This is a genomic window from Pseudomonas sp. PDM15, assembly GCF_014851565.1.
GTDB lineage: Bacteria > Pseudomonadota > Gammaproteobacteria > Pseudomonadales > Pseudomonadaceae > Aquipseudomonas.
In genome coordinates, this window is the sequence record NZ_JACVAA010000003.1 from 349,256 (window position 1) to 365,353 (window position 16,098).

Consider the following 16,098-nt stretch of genomic DNA (forward strand, 5'->3'; position numbering starts at 1 on the left):
TCACTCCTGTCAGCGCACCGGGCGTACGCGCCAGATGCCGAACGGCAGATGCCAGGGTTCGATGCGCATCCACTGCACCTTGCCGTGCCACGTCCAGCGGTGGCCGTTCATCAGGTCCTCCCCCTCCAGCGCGGCATCGTCGGCCAGGCCGAACTCCCACAGCGGCAGCTCGAAGCTGGCCTCCTGGGCGTTATGCGGGTCGAGGCTGACGGCGACCAGGATGAAGTTGTCGCGCTCGGCGGTGCGCTTGCCGAAGAAGAGGATGTTGTCGTTCCAGGCGTTGTAGGCCTGGAAGCCGAAGTGGCTGTGCAGGGCGCGGTTGTCGCGGCGGATCTGGTTCAGGCGGGTGATCTCGCCGACGATGTTGCCCGGCGCGTGGTAGTCGCGCGGGCGCAGCTGGTATTTCTCCGAGTCGAGGTACTCTTCCTTGCCCGGCACCGGCGCCGCCTCGCACAGCTCGAAGCCGGAATACATGCCCCACAGGCCCGACCCCATGGTCGCCAGCGCGGCGCGGATGAGAAAACCGGCGCGACCGCCGTGATGCAGGAAGTAGGGATTGATGTCCGGCGTGTTGACGAAGAAGTTCGGCCGGTAGCACTCGCGCCAGGGCGACTGGTTGAGCTCGGCGAAGTATTCCTCCAGCTCCTTCTTGCTGTTGCGCCAGGTGAAGTAGGTGTAGCTCTGGGCGAAACCGAGCTTGCCCAGACGCGCCATCATCGCCGGGCGGGTGAAGGCCTCGGAAAGGAAGATCACCTCGGGATTCGCAAGGCGCACCTCGGCGATCAGCCACTCCCAGAACGGCATCGGCTTGGTGTGTGGATTGTCCACGCGAAACAGGGTGACGCCCTGCTCCACCCAGCCCTGCACCACCTCCAGCAGTGCCATCCACAGCTCCGGCACGGCGGCCTCGGCGTAGAAGTCGACGTTGACGATGTCCTCGTACTTCTTCGGTGGGTTCTCGGCGTGGCGAATGGTGCCGTCGGGTCGCCAGCTGAACCAGCCGGGATGCTGCTTGAGCCAGGGATGGTCGGGCGAGCACTGGATGGCGAAGTCCAGTGCCACTTCCAGGCCATGGTTACGCGCGGCCTGCACCAGGTCGCGGAAGTCCTCCAGACTGCCCAGCTCGGGATGCACTGCCTCGTGCCCACCCTCGGCACTACCAATGGCGTAGGGGCTGCCGGGATCATCCGGGCCGGCCTTGAGGCTGTTGTTGGGGCCCTTGCGATGGGTGCGGCCAATGGGGTGGATGGGCGGGAAATACAGTACATCGAAGCCCATCGCGGCGATGTCCGGCAGGCGCCGCTGCACGTCGGTGAAGGTGCCGTGGCGCTGCGGATCGCCGCTTTCCGAACGCGGGAACAGTTCGTACCAGCTGGCGAACTCGGCCAGCTTGCGGTCTACATCGAGCGGAAACACTCCGCTGCGCACCAAATGCGGACGGTGCTCGGCCTGGCCCATCAGCTCGCTGGTAAGCGGGTCGAGCAGCACGGCCACGCGCTGGTCCAGCGTCTCGCAATCGGCCAGGCGCCCGAGCAGCCCGACGAATCGCTCAGCCAGCTGTGCCGGTGCCTCCGCGCCGATGCGCCGAACCAGAGCCTCGCCCTCCTGGATCTCCAGGGCCACGGGCACGCCGGCGGCGTACTTCTTCTTCAATTCGTAGTGATAGCTGGCGTAGATGTCCTGCCAGGCCTCGATGACGAACTCCGCCCGGCCGGGCGCCTCCGGCACCAGCCAGCCGCGCCAGCGATCATTACCTTGCGCCTGCAGCGGCACGCGTTGCCATTGCTGCTCGCCGGCACCACGCCAGAGCAGCGCCGCGGCGATCTGGTCATGGCCATCGGTGAAGATCACCGCGTCGACGGCCAGCGCTTGCCCTACCAGGCACTTGGCGGCGAAGCGTCCGCCTTCGACCTGCGGCATCACCGACTCGATGGCAATGCGCGGCGCGGCGGCGGCGAGACTAGCGTTGACGCGGGCTTCGGCCTGGCGAATCGCATGCATCGCAATGGGCTCCTTGACGCCCGGCGGACGTGTACTGGGAAAGAGAGGGTGGGCCGGCAGCGGCTTCCTTGAGTTCCGAGCCCGCTGCGGCGGCAAAAGTTCAGGCTGCTTACAGCGGGATACCATCGGCGTAGAGCACGCCGCGCTCGGGATGGATGTCGAGAATCGAGCGCAGCATGCGCTCCGCCGCATCCTCCGCCTCGCGCTCGCAGACGCAGCGTGGGTCAAACACCCAGAGCACTGTCACCTCGCCGCCGTAACGCTTGGGTTGGTACTCGATGAGGCCGATGAAACTGGCGCCGTTGTACATGGCATCGGTCCACGCCGTGCAATGTTCAAACTCGCGGAACATGAGATACCTCTCCGCTAGGGTGGTGGCTGCTTGGCCTCGCGTTCGAGAGCCGGCAGCGCGTGGAGGATGACCAGAGCCAGCAGCGTGGCCAGCAACGCGGTGCCTTCCCGACCAAGGCCTACGGCAATACCGATGGCGGTGCTGAACCAGAGCGAGGCCGAGGTGGTGAGTCCCTTCACTTCGCTGTCGCTGTTGCCTTTGAGAATGGTGCCGGCACAGAGGAAGCCGATACCGGCGGCAATCCCCTGGATAACCCGGCTGATGGCGTCATGCTCAGCCCCATCGAGCTCCAAAAGCATGGCGAACAGCGCCGCGCCCAGGGTCACTAGCATGTGGGTGCGCAGCCCTGCAGCCTTACCCTTTGACTCGCGTTCGAAGCCCAGCAGGCCGCCGAGCAGCGCGGCCATCAGCAGGCGCAGGCCCGCGCGCAGCATCTGCTCTGGCTGCCCGAAGTCGGCGAACTCGTCGTGCAGAGTCGCCATCAGGTAATCGCTCAGCTCCAAGGCAGCTGCCGACCAGGGCGCACACTCAGCAGCGCCTGGCGCTCTCCTGGCAACAGATAGCGCCGGGTACCGCCGCGGCTGCAGCATTCGTGCAGCAGCTCACTGCCGCACAGGCGCAGGGCGGAGGATCGATCAGGGAACCATTGGCATCCGGAAATCAGACAAAGCATGGTCATGGTGGCCACTCCGTTGGGTCTCTAGAAAGTGACTCGCAACGCAGCGGAAGGTTTGATGAAATTTCGAACTATCGAGGTCTGCCCGCTTCTCTTGAGGTGAAGCCGCACGAATGCGGTGCCAGTGGAGATGACGACCATGCCTCGCGGTAGCAAAGACAAGTACACCGACAAGCAGAAGCGCAAAGCCGAGCACATCGAGGAGAGTTACGAGTCCCGTGGCGTCTCCAAGGGTGAGGCGGAGGCACGGGCGTGGGCCACGGTGAACAAGCAATCCGGCGGCGGCGAGCGCAAAGGCGGCTCGGGCCAGAAGAAGAGCCCGGAGAAGAAGGCAGCCGCGCGCAAATCGTCAGCTCGCCGCGCGGCCGAAACTCGCGAAGGTGTGCCACGGCCAGGCTCGAAGCTGGAATCGATGACTCGCCCGGAGCTGATGGACCTGGCGCGCAAGCGTGACATCCGCGGGCGCTCGACCATGCGTAAGGCAGAACTGATCGAGGCCCTTGGCTGACCTACCCGGCTACTCGTCTTCGCCCTCGGTCACCTGGTCCGTCCAGGGCTTGCCATCCAGCGGGGCGGAACGCGCCAGCTCGGCTTCGTCGAGGCCGATGCCGCCACCGATAGCCGACTCGTCGACCACGCTCAGCTCCTTGTCGAGCGGGTGGCTGTCGCCCAGCTCGTCCGGCGAGTTGGCTCCGCTCTCATCGAACAGGGTGTCGGGGCTGAGGTCGTCCATGCTCACATTGTCCTCGTGGGCACTGTCGGTCAGCGTCTCGCCACCGGTCATGCCGGCATGCGACTCACGTTCGGCCGAGTACTCCTCGCGCACCTCGGCCTCCGGGCGTTGATCGCCGGCACGGCCCTCGCGCTCATCGTGGCGGTCATCGAAATCCAGTTCGCGGACCGAGCCCATGCGGTCCTCGATATCGTCTATCTCGTGAACGCGCGGCGTGTGCTTGTTCATGCTGCTTCTCCGGTCGGCTGGTGTTCCTCTGTCGACTGGCGGCCGCGACGATGATTCAAGCTGTTTGCCGCTACCTCAGAAGCGAATGCGCATGCTACGGCTCGGCAGCTCGTCCAGCTGCAATGCCTGGGCGGAAGACTGCTGGACGGCCTGGAGGTCATTGAACATCGGCTGCGGCGGCGATTCGAAGATGGGTGCCAGGTAGCCTGGCGATTGGTCGTAGCCGATCGGGGTGGAGTGATCGAGATTGCGCAGCAGAGGCTGTAGATCGATGACCTGGTCCATCGCTGGCGTGCGCGCGGGCACTCGGTCGAAGGATTGCCATGCGAGGAAAGTGCATAGCGGTGTGCAGATCAACAGTACGACGAGGTAATAGTCGAGAAATGATTCCCCGGGCCGATCCCGGCCAGACTCCACAGTACCCATGGCGGCTGTTCTCCCTGGTGGGTGTGCACCGACAGCCGCGAAAGCAGTGCGCACCGGATGAAATTGTCGTAACCCCTGACAGCGAGCATTGGGCAGTGATGGCCATGAGCCTGAAAACGCGGGCGACCCTTGAGCCAGAACGGATTGTCCGGCATATCGCGGAGTGATGAAGATATCTTTTGGAGATAAAAGGATATCCCTTCCGCATATCGGGTGAATAAATCGCGCCGTTATGCCTTCTAGAGCCTCTGCGGCGGGCTTTACCCGGCGAGTTATGCGTTTAAGTCATTAAAAAAGACTGAACACTTGTCGCCTCGTTCTCTCCGAGTAAGGGTGCATCGGCACATACACCAAATTACTGACGAGGATCCAAAAAATGGCTCAACATCGCGGCGGTAAGGGCAATTTCGCGGAAGACCCCCAGCGTGCTTCCGAGGCCGGCAAGAAAGGTGGCCATGTGAGTGGGGGCAACTTCAAGAACGACCCTCAGCGTGCCTCCGAGGCAGGCCGCAAAGGCGGCCAGAACAGCCACGGCGGTCGCAACTAGCAATCTGCGCAACTCGAGAGCGGCCTCCGCTCTCGAGTTCCAGCCCAACGTTTCCGCTCATCCTTGCCTTACCAGGCTAATCCGCCTGGGCGGTAGCCTCCTGCTCCTCCACATCCTCGTCGAAGGTGTTGTCCCAGATCAGTCGCGGGTCGAAGGTGACTGCGGCAATCATGGTCAGGATCACTACGGTGGCGAAGGCCGCGGCGCCCAGATTGGCCTGGATGCTGGCCAGGTTGCCGAAATTGACCACCGTCACCAGGATGGCGATGACGAAGATATCCAGCATCGACCAGCGCCCGATCCATTCGATGAAGCGGTACATAAGGATGCGCTGCTGCGCCGACATCGGCTGATGCCGTTGCACCGAGTACAGCAGCATGGCGATGCCCACCAGCTTGAAGGTCGGCACCAGGATGCTGGCGACGAACACCACCAGAGCGATCGGCAGCATGTCGGCATGGATCAGCTCCAGCACCCCGCCCATGATGGTCGACGGCGCGCCCTTGCCGAGGAAGCTGACAGTCATGATCGGCAGCACGTTGGCCGGAATATAGAGAATCGCGGCGGTGATCAGCAGGGCCCAGGTGCGCGCGATGCTGTCCGGCCGGCGTGCATGCAGGCGACCACCGCAGCGCGTGCAATGTTGTACTTCGCCTTCGCGCAGGTATTCCAGCTTGTGGCACTCCCCGCAGACGATGATGCCGGCATCAAGTGCGCGCATCGCCATCCTCCTCTTCGCTCAGCGCGTCCCATACCTGGTGCGGAGACATGGTGACCTCCAGCCAGATCTGCGCCAGCATCAGCGCGATGAAGCAGGCCAGGCCGACCCCCAGGTGCAGCTTGGCCATGTCGATCAGCTTGACGATGGATACCAGGATGCCGAACAGGTACACCTCGAGCATGCCCCACTCACGCACGTGGTGATAGATGCGATAGCAGTAGCAGGCCAGCGGCCGCAGGGCCGGCCGCGGCATGGCGATCAGCACGAACAGCTGGCAGAGCAGTTTGAGCAGCGGCACCAGCATGCTGCAGAAGAACACCACCACGGCCACGCCTTGCATGTCCGAGTGATACAGCCCCACCACCCCGCTCCATACCGTGTCCACGGCGTGCTGGCCGAGAATGCTGAGGCTCATGATCGGCAGGAAGTTGGCCGGCACGAACAGGATCAGCGCGGTCAGCACCAGGGCCAGCGAGCGGCGGCGCATATGCGATCGGTGCACCACCATCTCGTAGCCGCAGCGTGGGCAGCAAGCCTTCTGCTCTTCCCCCACACGCGGGTGGTGCATGAGCAGATCGCATTCGTGACAAGCGATCAGCTGCTCCAGCGGCGGTAGCTGTCCTCGGGTCAGGCTTTCGGATTGCACTCTCTTCCACCTCTCGACTCGGCAGCCCGTCCTCAGGCCGCAGGCTAGATATTACCCGCATTGCGCAACTTTGCCGCAGCGCCCGCAGCACGGCTTCGTGCTAGGGTGCGTAGAACCCACCCTCAAGAGGTTTGCGCATGCGCCTGAAACTGGCCCCGCTCGTTCTGCTCGCCCTGTTCAGCACCCCTGCATTCGCCCACGGCTACAGCGTCGGCGAGCTGCATATCGACCATCCCTGGTCACGCGCCCTGCCGCCCACCGCACCCAATGGCGCCGCCTATTTCGTGGTGCACAACAAGGGTACAGAGGGCGACCGCCTGCTCGGTGCCAGCACACCGCTGGCCGCCAATGCCGAGCTGCACACCCACGTGCACCTGGGCGACGTGATGAAGATGCAGAAAGTCGACTCGGTGGGCGTGCCCGCCAATGGCGAGGCCCGCTTCGAACCCGGCAGCAACCACGTCATGCTGTTCGGCCTAAAGCAGCCTCTGGTGGCCGGTGAACGCTTCCCGCTGACCCTGGAGTTCGAGAAGGCCGGCAAGGTCGAGGTGGAAGTCGCCATCGAGGCCGAGCCCCCCAAGGCCGAGCACCATCACTGATGCCCGAGGCACCTGGCGTCAGTCGCGATCCAGCAGATGAAAGCGCGGCAACGACAGGTGCCAGCGGATCGCCGCCAGGCGGGTCAGCAACACTGTCAACATGGCCACTCCTGTATCCAGCCAGTGCGGCGTTTCCAGCTCGCGCATCACGATGAACACCAGCGAGCCGAGGATGCAGGCGGTGGCGTAGATCTCCTTCTGGAAGATCAGCGGAATCTCGTTGCAGATCACGTCGCGCATCACCCCACCGGCCACGCCGGTCATCACGCCCATGATCACCGCAGTGCTGTACGGTACGTAGTGCTGCAGCGCCACCTCGGTACCGATCACGGTGAACACCGCCAGGCCGAAGGCGTCCGCGATCAGCAGGCCGCGCTCATGGATCGGCTGGGTCAAGCGCACCCAGAGCACGGTGCCGACCGCGGCAATCGACGCGATCAGAATGTAGGTGTCGTTACGGATCCAGCTGACCGGATGGTTGTCCAGGATCAGGTCACGCAAAGTGCCGCCACCCAGCGCGGTAATCACGGCGATGACCAGCACGCCGAACAGGTCCATGGATTTGCGTCCCGCCATCAGGGCGCCAGTGATGGCGAAAACGGCGACGCCGAGCAGGTCGGCAAGGTAGAAGATCTGTTGCATGGCGCCTTCAGCTGCTCACGGGGGCGCGCATGGTAACAAACTCCTCGGCGGCGGTCGGGTGGATGCCCAGGGTTTCGTCGAAGATGCGTTTGGTCGCCCCTGCCTTCAGCGCCACGGCCAGGCCCTGAACGATCTCGCCCGATTCCGGACCGACCATGTGGCAGCCGAGCACCTTGTCGCTCTTAGCGTCGACCACCAACTTCATCAGGGTGCGTTCCTGGCATTCGGTGAGGGTCAGCTTCATCGGCCGGAAGCGGCTCTCGAATACCTTTACCTCGTGGCCCTGCTCGCGCGCCTGTTCCTCGGTCAGGCCGACGGTGGCGATGTTCGGCAGGCTGAACACGGCGGTGGGAATCAGGCTGTAGTCCAGCTTGCGATACTCCTCCGGCTTGAACAGCCGACGGGCAACCGCCATGCCTTCGGCCAGCGCCACGGGGGTGAGTTGCACACGACCGATCACGTCGCCGAGGGCGAGGATCGAGGGCTCGCTGGTCTCGAACTGCTCGTTGACCTGGATGAAACCCTTGTCGTCGAGCTGCACGCCGGTGTTTTCCAGGCCCAGATTGTCCAGCATCGGTCGCCGCCCGGTGGCGTAGAACACGCAGTCGGTGGCCAGCTCGCGGCCATCGTTCAGGGTGGCCAGCAGACTGCCGTCGGCCTGGCGCTCGATACGGGTGATGTCGGTATTGAACTGCAGATCCAGGCCCCTCTTCTCCAGCTCCTCCTTGAGGTGCTTGCGTACCGCGCCGTCGAAACCGCGCAGGAACAGGTCCTTGCGATACAGCAGCGAAGTTTCGGCGCCGAGACCGTGGAAGATCGAGGCGAACTCGACGGCGATATAGCCGCCGCCCACCACGAGGACGCGCTTGGGCAGCTGTTCGAGGAAGAAGGCCTCGTTGGAGGTGATCGCCAGCTCCTTGCCGGGGATATCCGGCACCTGCGGCCAGCCACCAGTGGCGATCAGAATGTGTTTGGCGCTGTGACGCTGGCCGTTGATCTCCACCTCATGCGGGCCGGTCAGCTTGGCGTGGCCTTCCAGCAGGGTCACACCGCTGTTCACCAGCAGGTTGCGGTAGATGCCGTTGAGGCGCTGGATCTCGCGGTTCTTGTTGGCAATCAGGGTCGGCCAGTCGAACTGCGGCTCGCCCGAACTCCAGCCAAAGCCCGCGGCCTGCTCGAAGTCGTCGGCGAAATGGGCGCCGTACACCAGGAACTTCTTCGGCACGCAGCCGACGTTGACGCAGGTGCCGCCCAGATAGCGGCTTTCGGCCACGGCCACCTTGGCGCCGAAGCCGGCGGCGAAACGGGCGGCGCGCACACCGCCGGAACCGGCGCCGATCACGAACAGGTCGAATTCATAGGACATCGCAGTTCTCCTTGCAGACGACAAGCATACCGGAGAGCCCGGGGGCTGCGTGTATGCTGCCGTTAGTAGGACTAGACAAGTGCCGCCCCGGTTCGGCCAGGAGGATCGCCATGCGCCCCACTCTCACCCATGTCGCCCTGCACGTTCCCGAGCTGCAACCCTGCGTGGAGTTCTATCGCGAGTTCTGCGGCATGCGGGTGATCCACGAGCGCGCCGGCAAGGGCTCGAAGATCGTCTGGATGGCCGAGCCCGGCAAGGAACACCAGTTCATCTTCGTGATCATGCCCGGCGGCACGGAGCGCGGGCTTGCGGCAGACGACTACAACCACTTCGGCTTCGCCGTGGCCAGCCGCGAGGCGGTCGATGAGATCGCCAGACGAGCCGCCGAAGCCGGCTGCCTGGTCTGGGCGCCACGCGACGAGCCCTATCCGGTCGGCTACTACTGCGGCCTGCGCGATCCAGCCGGCAACTACGTGGAGTTCAGTTACGGCCAGCCGCTGGGGCCGGGCTCGGAGGCGATGCCCATTCTCTGAGCCTTGCACCCTGAAACGACAAAGCCACCCGCAGGTGGCTTTGGTTGACAGCAGCGGCCTATCAGTAGGCCTTGCCGGTCTTGTACAGGTTCTCGAAGCAGAAGTTGGTGGCGTCGATGTAACCCTCAGCACCGCCGCAGTCGAAACGCTTGCCCTTGAACTTGTAGGCGATCACGCAGCCATCCTGGGCCTGCTTCATCAGCGCGTCGGTGATCTGGATCTCGCCACCTTTGCCCGGCTCGGTCTTCTCTATCAGGTCGAAGATGTCCGGGGTCAGGATATAGCGGCCGATGATCGCCAGGTTGGACGGGGCGTCTTCTGGCTTCGGCTTTTCGACCATATTGTTCACGCGGTAGATATCGTCGCGAATCATCTCGCCAGCGATCACGCCGTACTTGGAGGTTTCCTCCGGCGGTACTTCCTGGATGGCAACGATGGAGCAGCGGAACTGGTTGTACAGCTTGACCATCTGCTGCAGCACGCCGTCGCCTTCGAGGTTGAAGCACAGGTCGTCGGCCAAAACCACGGCGAACGGCTCGTCACCGATCAGCGGGCGGCCGCTGAGGATGGCGTGACCGAGGCCCTTCATCTCGATCTGACGGGTGTAGGAGAAGCTGCACTCGTCGATCAGGCGACGGATGCCGACCAGGTACTTCTCCTTGTCGGTGCCTTGAATCTGATGTTCCAGCTCGTAGCTGATGTCGAAATGGTCTTCCAGCGCGCGCTTGCCACGTCCGGTGACCATGGCGATCTCGCTCAGTCCTGCTTCCAGAGCCTCCTCGACGCCGTACTGGATCAGCGGCTTGTTGACCACTGGCAGCATCTCCTTGGGCATGGCCTTGGTGGCTGGCAGGAAGCGAGTGCCGTAACCGGCCGCCGGGAACAGACATTTCTTGATCATGACAATCCTTGGTACTGCGAGGGGCTGAATTGCCGCGCAGTCTAATCAGGCTGAGTCGGCCTTACAATGCCCGTTGAGTGAAGAAATACCGGGGCTTTCGAATACTTTTGAAGCCAACAAAAAACCCGGCCTAGGCCGGGTTTTTTGCAGAGCTCAGCGCCAATTACTTGGCCTGGGCTTCTACTGCAGCTTCTACGCGACGGTTGACCGCGCGACCGGCTTCGGTGGCGTTGTCGGCAACCGGGCGGGACTCGCCGTAGCCAACCGAACCAACGCGCTCGGAACCTACACCGTACTGGTTGACCAGTACTTCACGAACGGCGTTGGCACGACGCTCGGACAGCTTCTGGTTGTAGGCGTCGGTGCCGACGGAGTCGGTGTGGCCTTCAACGGTGGTGTTGGTCTGCGGGTACTGGTTCATGAAGTCGGCCAGGTTCTTAATGTCACCGTAGCTTTCTTCTTTGACCTTGGACTTGTCGAAGTCGAACTTCACGTCCAGCTCGACGCGAACGGTCTCAGCCGGTTCCGGAGTCGGGGCGACTTCGGCAACCGGCTCGGCAACCGGCTCGGCAACCGGGGCCGGCTTGGAGCCGCTACCGAAGTTCAGGCCGATACCAACGCTCGGGGCCCACTCGGTATCGCCCTGGTCGATGTTGTACTGAGCTTCAACGCCAGCGCGGGCGTAGAAGTTCTCGGTGAAGTAGTACTTAGCACCACCGCCCAGGTTGGCGAAGGTGGAACCGTTGCGACCGCTACGACCATTCTGGCCGATGCTCTGGTCGGAGAAACCGGCGGAGACGTACGGACGCAGGCTGTCGGCGGAAGTGTTGAAGTGGTACAGAGCATCCAGGGCGGTGTTGGAGCCCTTGATGTTGCGGCCGTCCTCGGCACGAGCGTTGTGCACTTCGTCGTAACCCAGGCGCAGCTCGACATCATCGGTCAGGAAGTAACCAATGGAGCCACCGAACAGGTTGCCATCGTTCTTGAAGTCGCGAGCTTCATCGAAGTACTGCTTCTTGGCGAAGCCTTCGATTTCAACAGCGCCCTGGCCTTGAGCCAGAGTATTCAGCGAAGTGGCGGCAACCAGAGTACCGATGACGGCGCCCAAGGTGTTTTTCAGTTTCATCCGTAAATCCCCATCAAAAGACGATTAATAGTTGCCCGGCCTAAGCGACCGAGAACAACATGGCGGCGATTGTAACAAAACTACACACTGCTGTGTGGTGATATTTCGCGCACACTGCGCGTAAGAGGCTGTTCGGCTAATTAAGTTTCACTGACATTGCCGAATTTTTCGCGCAGGCGGTCGAGGGCGCGCTTATAGCGCATCTTGGTGGCGCTGAGCCCCATGTGCATGATGTCGGCGATTTCCTGGAACTCCAGTTCCGCAACAAAACGCAATACCAGGATTTCCCGGTCAATGGGATTGACGTGGACCAGCCAGCGATCCAGACCGCCCTTCTCTTCCAGCTTGGGCGCCTTTTCTTCGGATGCCTCTTCCAACGGGTCGAGGCTCAATGCATCGAGCAGACGGCGTTTGCGCCGTTCCTTGCGATACTGAGTGATGCATTCGTTATAAGTGATGCTATATAGCCATGTCTTGAACTTGGACTTGCCTTCGAAGTTCTTCAGCCCATAGAGAACTTTCAGCATAACTTCCTGGCAGACGTCATCTGCATCACGCTCGTTACCGAGGTAACGAGCACAGACATTGAACAGAGTCCGCTGGTAACGCCGCATCAGCTCTTCGTAAGCACGCGTGATATGGAACAGCTCGACATGCGCACGCTGCACCAGCTCCTCGTCCGAGAGCTCGCGTGGGTCGTACCGCGTGGGAAGCGATTGGGCCTTGTTCAAAACAACTCGTGCCGACAGTCAGGTCAGAAGGCAGCGCCAGAGCGCAACGCTAGAAGCGCTGGTCGCATACATTAGCAGGGATTGACGCGTCAGCGGCTGCTGACGCGTTGCTCGAGCAGGGTACGGTTGGCCACCGAAACCAGCTCACCCTCTTCGGTGAGTAGCACGGTCTTCACGGTACCGATCTCCTCGATCTGGCCTTCGACATCACCGATCTTCACTTGTTGCCCGACCTCATAGAGTTCGCGCACATAGATGCCGGCCAGGATCTGGCCGGCGATTTCGCGACTGCCCAGACCGAGCGCCAGGGCGACTGCCAGACCCACGGAAATCAGCACGATGGCGATCACATTGTTCAGCAGGTCGGTCTTCACCTCCAGCTGGCCGATAGCGACCGAGATGCTGATGATGATTACTAGACCCTGGGCAATGCGACCAAGGCCGGCGGCGTAATCCAGGCCGACACCTTCTGCAGCACCGCGCACCAGGCTGCTGACCAACTGAGCGAGCAGCACGCCGGACAGCATGATCACGGCCGCGCCCAGCACTTTGGGTAGATAGAGTGCCAGCACATCGAGGGTGGCGGACACGCGGTCCAACCCCAGCGATTCGGCGGCGGAAACCAGGAAGATCAGCAAAACGAACCAGTAGACGATCTTGCCGATCAGGGTCGATACCGGTACCTGGATGCCAACTTTGGAAAGCATCTTGTTCAGACCGGTGCCCGCCATCAGGCGATCCAGGCCCAGCTTGGCCAACAGCTTGGACAGCAGGGTATCGAGCAGCTTGGCCACCACGAAACCGAGCAGCACCACGACCAGAGCGCCGAAGAAACGAGGGATGAAACCCGCGACGGGAGCCCATACCGAGCTCATGGCGTTAACGAGACTTTGAGTCCAGGGATCGAATTCCATATTCAGTCAGCCTTGTCTGCGGAGCGGGTACGGCGGGAAACCGGTGCCACGTGAGCGGAACCGTTGTTGAGAGCGATCATGATGGCCTCAAGGCCTCGCCCCATGAGACCGAAGAGGTCGCCAGCGCCGACCTGGCGGTTGGCGGTCTTCAGCACGCGGCCGAGGGTCGCGTCATCATCGTGGTCACCGGGCTGCGACTTGAGCAGGTCGCGCAGGGACTCTTCAAAAGGATCGTACATGCCTACCTCGCATGGATTTGTTGCCTAGACGTGGCGACCTTGGCGCAAGTCACATCTAGAGCCAGCGCAGCCGGCGGAACACCCACCATTGCAGCCCGCCGATGCTGGCAAGAATGGCGCAGATCAGCAGGAAACCATATTTGCTCTCGGCCCCCGGGATGCCACCAACATTGATGCCGAGCAGGCCGGTGAGAAAGCTCATGGGCAGGAAAAACACGGTGGTCACGCCGAGCAGGTACATGGCGCGATTCATCTTCTCGCTCATCCGCCGGTGCTCGGACTCCAGCACCAGCCCTACCCGCTCACGAATCATCTCTAGCTCTTCCAGATAGCGGGTCAGCCGGTTGTTCAGCTCGTTCCACTGGTCGCCGTCGCCATAACCGTTGCGCGTCAGCTGGGCATAGATATCCCGCTGGGGAGCCAGAAAGCGACGCAGGCCGGCGGCGCGACGACGCACGTGCAGCACCACACCGTGATCGGGCATGAAGCGCTCATCGCTGTCGAGGCGCTCTTCCTGCCCTTCCAACTGGTCGGACAGGCCATCGATAAGCCCATCGACTTTGTCGGTAAGGTAGTGCGCCAGCTGCAATACCAGCTCAGTGCTGTCGCGCGGGCCCTGGCCCTGCTCCAGCAGGGCGATCAGCTCTTCGGTGGCGCGCAGAGGGCGTAGGCGTAGGGAAATGACCCGGCGAGCACTGGCGAAGATTCGCACCGAGACCATGTCTTCAGGATCGGCACCCGGATTCAGATTGACGCCGCGCAGGAACAGCAGCAGTTCATGCTCAGGCAGCGTCAGCAGGCGCGGCCGGGTATTTTCCTCCAGCAGCAGATCGCAGCTGAACTCGCTGAGGCCGCTGTGCTCGCGCAGCCATGCACGAGTCTGCGGATGGCCTCTGTCCCAGTGCAGCCAGAGACTCTCCTGCTCAGCAAGCTGCAGGCCCTCGAGCTGATCCCACTCCAGGCTGCGTGCGCCACCCCGCCCGTCCAGGACGAAGGCGTGCACCAGCCCCCACTGCAGATTGTCTTTCTCGTACATCCCTGCGCTCACTGTCGCCACATGGAGCTCACCATTGCGAGCTCCGTAGGGTTTACTCCGGCATTTTCAGCGGTTCGGGGGAAACGATCACGCCGTTGTTGTCGGCATAGACATAATGGCCCGGCTTGAAGGTCACGCCACCGAAGGTCACGGCCACGTTGAGATCGCCGATGTTGCGCTTGTCGGTCTTCATCGGGTGGCTGGCCAGCGCCTGCACGCCCAGGTCGGTCTGCGCCAGCACGTCGACATCGCGCACGCAGCCGTAGATCACCATGCCTTCCCAGCCATTCTTCGCCGCCTTCTCGGCGATCATGTCGCCCAGCAGCGCACGGCGCAGGGAGCCACCGCCGTCGACCACCAGCACCTTGCCCTTGCCAGGCTGATCGGCCTGAGATTTGACCAGCGAGTTGTCCTCATGGCACTTGACGGTGACGATCTCGCCACCGAAGGAGTCGCGACCACCGAAATTGGCGAACATCGGCTCGACCACCTGTACCAGCTCCGGGTAGGCGTCGCAGAGATCGGGGGTGACGTATTGCATGGGGATGCTCCTATCAGTGGGAACTCAGAGTAGGCGGCGCCTGGATTGCTCAGACGCTCCGCCGCTGCGAAGGCGGCGAATCGTGGCCGGACCGGCGAAATTCGCCACATCTTAGCCGCATGCCAGAGCGCTTGTAACCTCAATCCTGCTGCTTTTCCGTCGGCAACCGCAGTTCGCGCACCCAGTGTTCGACCAGGGGCCAGACCTCCGCTTGCGCCTCCTTGCTGACCAGCATTTCGACATGGCCGAAATCGCTGGAAAAGCCTTTCTCCTTGCTCAGCAGCAGGAAGCTGCGTGGCGCGGCACCGAACTGCTCGTACAACTTTCGGCAAGCCCAGGTCGGATCCTGAAGGTCGCCGGCGGCACTGACCGCCAGCAGGGGCACCTGCACATCGGCCATGCCCGCCCACCAGTCGCGCTCGGAGTCGCCGAAACGGCCGAATAGGCGATGCCAACGCAGACTCTCCAGCGCCAGGCCGATCGGCTCATCCTCGGGACCGCGCTTGAAGCGCGCGCCGGAGATATGGTGGAAGCCCTTGAGCAGCAGACGGCTACCCCACTCCACCGGCGGCACCTTGAGCGGCCAGTAGATGCGACTGATCTGCGCTCCGAACAGCGCCGCCGACGCCGCGCCCTCAGCATTCAGGTAGCCGCCACCCAGCGCTGCCGCCAGAGTGGTGCCGCCCAGCGAGTGACCGACCCAGTGCGGTACACGGCCAGTCTGCTCGCGCACGAAGGCGGCGATGGCAGGCAGGTCGTAGCGCGCGTAGTCGGCCACCGTGTTGTGCTTGTAGGCCTGGTTGCGCGGCGACAGGCCGTGGCCGCGCATCTCGGCGATCCACACGTCGAAGCCGGCGCGTGCCAAGTACGGCCCCAGGCCGATGGCTCGCGGCGAGTACCAGAAACGACGGTTGGAGAAACTGCCGTGCACCAGGATCACCGGATCTCCACGGTGTTCCTGGTCGGTCAGGCCCAGACGGGTCAGCGCCAGCTCGACGGAGAAGTCCGGCGAGTTACCGGGCTTCAGGCGATAGACGTCTTCGCTCAGATCACCGCGCAATTCGGCACTGATCAGGGCGACGGGGAATAATTCACTACTGCTTTGCATACTGCTTCTTGCACGAAAAATGGCGGGAGCGA

General features: G+C 62.7%; 22 protein-coding genes. 4 read left to right on the plus strand and 18 right to left on the minus strand.

The features are described from left to right. Nucleotides 1-9: 9 nt before the first annotated feature. The 4 genes from IB232_RS09510 to IB232_RS09525 form a co-directional block, all read right to left on the minus strand. On the minus strand, nt 10-2,001 hold the full coding sequence (locus IB232_RS09510; RefSeq protein WP_192398270.1) for an alpha-1,4-glucan--maltose-1-phosphate maltosyltransferase: 1,992 nt from the start codon (nt 1,999-2,001) through the stop codon (nt 10-12). A 109-nt stretch (nt 2,002-2,110) separates the two neighbouring features. Beyond that, nucleotides 2,111-2,353: a hypothetical protein gene (locus tag IB232_RS09515; RefSeq protein ID WP_137973069.1), complete on the minus strand. Its 243-nt coding sequence runs from the start codon at nt 2,351-2,353 to the stop codon at nt 2,111-2,113. Between the two features lie 14 nt (nt 2,354-2,367). Next, nucleotides 2,368-2,835: an MgtC/SapB family protein gene (locus IB232_RS09520; protein ID WP_192398271.1), complete on the minus strand. Its 468-nt coding sequence runs from the start codon at nt 2,833-2,835 to the stop codon at nt 2,368-2,370. Nucleotides 2,836-2,846: 11 nt separating this feature from the next. Beyond that, on the minus strand, nt 2,847-3,032 hold the full coding sequence (locus IB232_RS09525) for a PSPA7_2676 family Cys-rich small protein (RefSeq protein WP_192398272.1): 186 nt from the start codon (nt 3,030-3,032) through the stop codon (nt 2,847-2,849). Nucleotides 3,033-3,168: 136 nt separating this feature from the next. Here IB232_RS09525 and IB232_RS09530 point away from each other — a divergent pair, with 136 nt between their 5' ends. Then, nucleotides 3,169-3,537 carry a Rho termination factor N-terminal domain-containing protein gene (locus tag IB232_RS09530; RefSeq protein ID WP_192398273.1) on the plus strand — a complete coding sequence of 123 codons (369 nt, stop codon included), beginning with the start codon at nt 3,169-3,171 and terminating at the stop codon, nt 3,535-3,537. A 9-nt stretch (nt 3,538-3,546) separates the two neighbouring features. Here the strand turns inward: IB232_RS09530 and IB232_RS09535 are convergent, their stop codons facing one another. Beyond that, a complete protein-coding gene (locus tag IB232_RS09535; protein ID WP_192398274.1) occupies nt 3,547-3,990 on the minus strand; it encodes a phosphotransferase system, HPr-related protein in 444 nt (147 codons plus the stop codon). A gap of 75 nt (nt 3,991-4,065) precedes the next feature. After that, entirely contained in the window at nt 4,066-4,275 is a 210-nt protein-coding gene (locus IB232_RS09540; protein ID WP_192398275.1) for a hypothetical protein, read from the minus strand. Between the two features lie 517 nt (nt 4,276-4,792). Here IB232_RS09540 and IB232_RS09545 point away from each other — a divergent pair. Then, a complete protein-coding gene (locus tag IB232_RS09545) occupies nt 4,793-4,963 on the plus strand; it encodes a general stress protein (RefSeq protein WP_192398276.1) in 171 nt (56 codons plus the stop codon). 76 nt (nt 4,964-5,039) lie between these two features. Here the strand turns inward: IB232_RS09545 and IB232_RS09550 are convergent, their stop codons facing one another. Beyond that, nucleotides 5,040-5,684, minus strand: a complete 645-nt coding sequence (locus IB232_RS09550; protein WP_192398277.1) for a paraquat-inducible protein A — start codon at nt 5,682-5,684, stop codon at nt 5,040-5,042. Then, on the minus strand, nt 5,671-6,330 hold the full coding sequence (locus tag IB232_RS09555) for a paraquat-inducible protein A (protein WP_318652251.1): 660 nt from the start codon (nt 6,328-6,330) through the stop codon (nt 5,671-5,673). The genes IB232_RS09550 and IB232_RS09555 overlap by 14 nt, the downstream gene beginning before the upstream one ends. Nucleotides 6,331-6,467: 137 nt before the next feature. Between IB232_RS09555 and IB232_RS09560 the strand changes: the two genes are divergently transcribed. Further along, nucleotides 6,468-6,929 (plus strand): copper chaperone PCu(A)C, encoded by a 462-nt coding sequence (locus IB232_RS09560; protein ID WP_192398278.1) that lies wholly within the window; start codon nt 6,468-6,470, stop codon nt 6,927-6,929. Between the two features lie 18 nt (nt 6,930-6,947). On the opposite strand, the gene IB232_RS09565 is transcribed toward IB232_RS09560, so the two are convergent. Both IB232_RS09565 and gorA read right to left on the minus strand, forming a co-directional pair. After that, entirely contained in the window at nt 6,948-7,571 is a 624-nt protein-coding gene (locus tag IB232_RS09565; protein ID WP_192398279.1) for a trimeric intracellular cation channel family protein, read from the minus strand. Between the two features lie 7 nt (nt 7,572-7,578). Next, a complete protein-coding gene (gene gorA, locus IB232_RS09570; RefSeq protein WP_192398280.1) occupies nt 7,579-8,937 on the minus strand; it encodes a glutathione-disulfide reductase in 1,359 nt (452 codons plus the stop codon). A 110-nt stretch (nt 8,938-9,047) separates the two neighbouring features. On the opposite strand from gorA, the gene IB232_RS09575 reads away from it, so the two are divergent. Beyond that, nucleotides 9,048-9,470 carry a VOC family protein gene (locus tag IB232_RS09575; protein ID WP_192398281.1) on the plus strand — a complete coding sequence of 141 codons (423 nt, stop codon included), beginning with the start codon at nt 9,048-9,050 and terminating at the stop codon, nt 9,468-9,470. 61 nt (nt 9,471-9,531) lie between these two features. On the opposite strand, the gene galU is transcribed toward IB232_RS09575, so the two are convergent. The 8 genes from galU to IB232_RS09615 form a co-directional block, all read right to left on the minus strand. Next, complete coding sequence (gene galU, locus IB232_RS09580; RefSeq protein ID WP_192398282.1) at nt 9,532-10,371, minus strand: UTP--glucose-1-phosphate uridylyltransferase GalU; 840 nt, start codon at nt 10,369-10,371, stop codon at nt 9,532-9,534. A 163-nt stretch (nt 10,372-10,534) separates the two neighbouring features. Beyond that, on the minus strand, nt 10,535-11,497 hold the full coding sequence (locus tag IB232_RS09585) for an OmpA family protein (protein ID WP_192398283.1): 963 nt from the start codon (nt 11,495-11,497) through the stop codon (nt 10,535-10,537). Nucleotides 11,498-11,637: 140 nt separating this feature from the next. Beyond that, nucleotides 11,638-12,228: an RNA polymerase sigma factor SigX gene (sigX, locus tag IB232_RS09590; protein ID WP_192398284.1), complete on the minus strand. Its 591-nt coding sequence runs from the start codon at nt 12,226-12,228 to the stop codon at nt 11,638-11,640. 89 nt (nt 12,229-12,317) lie between these two features. After that, nucleotides 12,318-13,142: a mechanosensitive ion channel family protein gene (locus tag IB232_RS09595; RefSeq protein WP_192398285.1), complete on the minus strand. Its 825-nt coding sequence runs from the start codon at nt 13,140-13,142 to the stop codon at nt 12,318-12,320. Between the two features lie 2 nt (nt 13,143-13,144). Continuing rightward, entirely contained in the window at nt 13,145-13,381 is a 237-nt protein-coding gene (locus tag IB232_RS09600; protein ID WP_137973053.1) for a CrfX protein, read from the minus strand. Between the two features lie 55 nt (nt 13,382-13,436). After that, entirely contained in the window at nt 13,437-14,417 is a 981-nt protein-coding gene (locus IB232_RS09605; protein WP_192398286.1) for a zinc transporter ZntB, read from the minus strand. 52 nt (nt 14,418-14,469) lie between these two features. Next, nucleotides 14,470-14,958: a ribonuclease E activity regulator RraA gene (gene rraA, locus IB232_RS09610; RefSeq protein ID WP_137973051.1), complete on the minus strand. Its 489-nt coding sequence runs from the start codon at nt 14,956-14,958 to the stop codon at nt 14,470-14,472. Between the two features lie 139 nt (nt 14,959-15,097). Beyond that, entirely contained in the window at nt 15,098-16,066 is a 969-nt protein-coding gene (locus IB232_RS09615; protein ID WP_192398287.1) for an alpha/beta fold hydrolase, read from the minus strand. Nucleotides 16,067-16,098: the final 32 nt, after the last annotated feature.

What these genes read in the sequence shown, in the direction of transcription:
- IB232_RS09510 (WP_192398270.1), bottom strand. Translation starts at nt 2,001, where the DNA reads ATGCATGCGATTCGCCAGGCCGAAGCCCGCGTCAACGCTAGTCTCGCC.
- IB232_RS09560 (WP_192398278.1), top strand. Translation starts at nt 6,468, where the DNA reads ATGCGCCTGAAACTGGCCCCGCTCGTTCTGCTCGCCCTGTTCAGCACC.
- IB232_RS09605 (WP_192398286.1), bottom strand. Translation starts at nt 14,417, where the DNA reads ATGTACGAGAAAGACAATCTGCAGTGGGGGCTGGTGCACGCCTTCGTC.
- IB232_RS09615 (WP_192398287.1), bottom strand. Translation starts at nt 16,066, where the DNA reads ATGCAAAGCAGTAGTGAATTATTCCCCGTCGCCCTGATCAGTGCCGAA.
- galU (WP_192398282.1), bottom strand. Translation starts at nt 10,371, where the DNA reads ATGATCAAGAAATGTCTGTTCCCGGCGGCCGGTTACGGCACTCGCTTC.
- IB232_RS09575 (WP_192398281.1), top strand. Translation starts at nt 9,048, where the DNA reads ATGCGCCCCACTCTCACCCATGTCGCCCTGCACGTTCCCGAGCTGCAA.
- IB232_RS09585 (WP_192398283.1), bottom strand. Translation starts at nt 11,497, where the DNA reads ATGAAACTGAAAAACACCTTGGGCGCCGTCATCGGTACTCTGGTTGCC.
- IB232_RS09530 (WP_192398273.1), top strand. Translation starts at nt 3,169, where the DNA reads ATGCCTCGCGGTAGCAAAGACAAGTACACCGACAAGCAGAAGCGCAAA.
- IB232_RS09550 (WP_192398277.1), bottom strand. Translation starts at nt 5,684, where the DNA reads ATGCGCGCACTTGATGCCGGCATCATCGTCTGCGGGGAGTGCCACAAG.
- gorA (WP_192398280.1), bottom strand. Translation starts at nt 8,937, where the DNA reads ATGTCCTATGAATTCGACCTGTTCGTGATCGGCGCCGGTTCCGGCGGT.
- IB232_RS09595 (WP_192398285.1), bottom strand. Translation starts at nt 13,142, where the DNA reads ATGGAATTCGATCCCTGGACTCAAAGTCTCGTTAACGCCATGAGCTCG.
- IB232_RS09600 (WP_137973053.1), bottom strand. Translation starts at nt 13,381, where the DNA reads ATGTACGATCCTTTTGAAGAGTCCCTGCGCGACCTGCTCAAGTCGCAG.
- IB232_RS09525 (WP_192398272.1), bottom strand. Translation starts at nt 3,032, where the DNA reads ATGACCATGCTTTGTCTGATTTCCGGATGCCAATGGTTCCCTGATCGA.
- IB232_RS09515 (WP_137973069.1), bottom strand. Translation starts at nt 2,353, where the DNA reads ATGTTCCGCGAGTTTGAACATTGCACGGCGTGGACCGATGCCATGTAC.
- rraA (WP_137973051.1), bottom strand. Translation starts at nt 14,958, where the DNA reads ATGCAATACGTCACCCCCGATCTCTGCGACGCCTACCCGGAGCTGGTA.
- IB232_RS09540 (WP_192398275.1), bottom strand. Translation starts at nt 4,275, where the DNA reads ATGGACCAGGTCATCGATCTACAGCCTCTGCTGCGCAATCTCGATCAC.
- IB232_RS09535 (WP_192398274.1), bottom strand. Translation starts at nt 3,990, where the DNA reads ATGAACAAGCACACGCCGCGCGTTCACGAGATAGACGATATCGAGGAC.
- IB232_RS09545 (WP_192398276.1), top strand. Translation starts at nt 4,793, where the DNA reads ATGGCTCAACATCGCGGCGGTAAGGGCAATTTCGCGGAAGACCCCCAG.
- IB232_RS09520 (WP_192398271.1), bottom strand. Translation starts at nt 2,835, where the DNA reads ATGGCGACTCTGCACGACGAGTTCGCCGACTTCGGGCAGCCAGAGCAG.
- IB232_RS09565 (WP_192398279.1), bottom strand. Translation starts at nt 7,571, where the DNA reads ATGCAACAGATCTTCTACCTTGCCGACCTGCTCGGCGTCGCCGTTTTC.